This is a genomic window from Coleofasciculus sp. FACHB-712, from assembly GCF_014695635.1.
In the GTDB taxonomy this organism is placed as follows: domain Bacteria; phylum Cyanobacteriota; class Cyanobacteriia; order Cyanobacteriales; family FACHB-T130; genus FACHB-T130.
Window position 1 is genome coordinate 1 of the sequence record NZ_JACJOQ010000386.1, and the last position, 2,667, is coordinate 2,667.

The 2,667-nt window shown below is 48.4% G+C and carries 4 protein-coding genes; 1 reads left to right on the top strand and 3 read right to left on the bottom strand.

What is annotated here, in order from left to right; all coding sequences use genetic code 11:
• On the bottom strand, positions 1–165 hold a 165-nt coding region (locus H6F50_RS27570), incomplete at its 3' end, for a DUF2243 domain-containing protein (RefSeq protein ID WP_190428721.1).
• A gap of 450 nt (positions 166–615) precedes the next feature.
• On the opposite strand from H6F50_RS27570, the gene H6F50_RS10980 reads away from it, so the two are divergent.
• Complete coding sequence (locus H6F50_RS10980; RefSeq protein ID WP_190428722.1) at positions 616–1,503, top strand: SGNH/GDSL hydrolase family protein; 888 nt, start codon at positions 616–618, stop codon at positions 1,501–1,503.
• Here H6F50_RS10980 and H6F50_RS10985 read toward each other — a convergent pair.
• A complete protein-coding gene (locus H6F50_RS10985; protein ID WP_190428723.1) occupies positions 1,475–2,185 on the bottom strand; it encodes an alpha/beta hydrolase-fold protein in 711 nt (236 codons plus the stop codon). The two genes, H6F50_RS10980 and H6F50_RS10985, sit on opposite strands and share 29 nt — an antisense overlap.
• Before the next feature lie 25 nt (positions 2,186–2,210).
• Complete coding sequence (locus H6F50_RS27045; protein WP_190428724.1) at positions 2,211–2,348, bottom strand: hypothetical protein; 138 nt, start codon at positions 2,346–2,348, stop codon at positions 2,211–2,213.
• Between the last annotated feature and the right edge of the window lie 319 nt (positions 2,349–2,667).

Genomic DNA, 2,667 nt, shown 5'->3' on the forward strand with positions numbered 1-2,667 from the left:
CATATGATGCCATTGTAATAATTGATGAATGACAATCCCATCAAAAAATCCAGCCTGACTCATTCCTAACACAATACCAGCCACAATCAGAGGGCGGCGATCGCGCTGATGGATGGAAGAATTTTCTTGGCTACTCGCCTGGGATGTAGTTTGGTTTGAAGTCATGGCAATACCTTTGTAACAACCTCAGCGCGTACATCACTCGCAACGAAAACGAATTCTTGAGTGCGGTTCGTTATTGACGATGGGGAGAAGAATCTACTCCCAGAAAATAAACGGAAGCGGAAACAGACCTATCTTCGGGATTAGGCTGCTTCAATTGTTTCGCTTCCTCTCGGAAATTACATCTAACTCCTAGAGGATTGACGATTGTTTTTTGGTATACAAGCTAGGCAAATTCCCTTGCGTTAAACAGCGATCGCATTTTAGGCTATTGGCAAAATCCACACTAGAAAGTATTCGGTTGCGTCCTCCACTGTTTAAATCAGCTTGTTAGCCTAGAGAAGCGACAAATTGCCAGCTCCATTTTTACTAAAAACTAGAACCACCAACAATTGTTGCAGTTGGTTTTAATCGAGTAAAAATAGCACTTTTCGGAGCTTGGAAAGAAATTTGATGCCAGGAAAAAACGGAATTCTAGCAGCAGGACTTGCGCTCCTGATTTTTGTCATGGTTGTACTCACAACATCTATTCAAAACACTCATCCGATTACAGAACTCTACGTGTTTGGGGACAGTCTCTCGGATGCGGGTGCGGTGTTCCGAGCGACGGGAGGAATGTATCCACCCAATCCACCCTACTTTCAGGGACGTTACTCAAATGGTCGGGTTTGGGTTGAGTATCTTGCTGAGCGTCTACATATCTCTTCTAATCAAACCCATAATTTTGCTTGCGGAGGAGCGACTTCTGGAAGCGCTGGTAACAGTTATGTACCGAGCTTGTTAAGTCAGGTGCAATCGTTTACACAGACACATCAAAAAGTGAATTCAGATGCGCTGTATGTGTTGTGGGCAGGGGCAAATGATTATTTGCAAGGAGTCAGCAGTGCCACGATTCCTGTTGAAAATATCACGAAGGCGATCGCTTCTCTGGCTGATAAGGGTGCTAAAAAGCTCCTAGTGGTAAACTTGCCCGATTTGGGACAGTTACCCACGACCCGAACCAGTGCAAATGCTGCCCGACTCAGTGCATTAACCCAAGCTCATAATCAAGGTTTGAGGCGATCGCTTAAGGTAGCTCAGCAGCATTCTGACCTTCAGATTGCCACTCTCGATGCCAATCGGCTGTATCGAGAAGCGATCGCGAATCCGGCAGCGTTTGGCTTTACCAATGTCCTCAATGCGTGTTTGGCTGGTGCTGGGACTTCTGGCAGTCCAGACCAGTTTTTGTTCTGGGATGGCATTCATCCAACAACAGCGACTCATCGCATTTTAGGGGAAACTGCCTTTGTTGCGATTCAAGAGGCCGGGATGCTCAATTCTCCTTCGGTACTGTTTGGGTAAACCACTCCATCGCTTGCCGAGCGATCGCGCCTGGAACCGTATGGGGACCATTGAACTCGTGGTACTGCACGTCATAGCTTGCCCGTTGTAACTGCGGCACAATCCGGCGACTGCATCGCTCAATCGGCAACACCGTGTCCCCCTTCCCGTGAGAAATGAATACCTGCGGCTTCCCTTCCTGTGCCGCAGGAGCCATGAATCCCGGTGAGAAGGCAATGATGTGGCTAAACAAGTCGCCATTGGTAATGCCAACCGAGAGGGCGTAGGAAGCCCCATCCGAGAAACCCGCGATCGCTACCTGATTTGGCGCGATCGCGTAACGGCTGAAGGTTTGTGCCAGCGCCCGGTCAATAAAAGTAATATCGGCACCGTACCCACTCCGAATCACGTCCCAAGTTTGTCGGCGCGAGTCTACTGCCAACAAAATTGTCTGGAAGGGATCTGCCAGATGGCGGACGATATTCAGCGCCCCCTCTGAATCGCCTCCTGCCCCATGCAACATCAACACCAGTGGCGCGGGTTGGTCTGCCCGATAGGTTTTGGGTACATAGACGAAACCATCCCGCTGTCCGTCCAGTCCTAGGGGATGCAATCCGGGAGTTGCGGTTGCTGTGGGGCGAGTTGGACGGGATAATAATCGTCCTTCTGTGGCGGAAGAATCAGCTTGCTTTGAACTTTCCATTGTCAATAAATTCTGTTGCAAACAACTAGAGAGTTGAGAGATCGCGAACGGTAAGATCGTGCCTGCTACCCCAAGCCGGAGTAGTTGTCGCCGTGTCCAATAAGCAGGAAAGCTTTTGTATTGCCTCATAGCGATCGCGCAGCGTCCCCGGCTCGTTAGTCATCAGAGAGAGCCATACCTTCACGCTAGGATTTTTAACGGTTTCCTGCCTTAATCTTTGGGAAGATTCAGACTGATTTAATCGCTGGGTTTTATCAGCCTGTTAACTCTAGAAAAGGATAAAACCGTTATTAATTGGAACGTCGATCCAATCAGAAGTATATAGAGCGTTAAATTCTGTAAAACATCAAGATACAGATGTATTCAGAGGGGAGCATGTCAGATTTGCTGCCCAATCAGCTCATTAAGGTAAGCACAGCGATGCGCTAGCACCTGAGGAACGTTTTCAGCATTCCACTGAGCACCTGAAATTTGAATGCGAC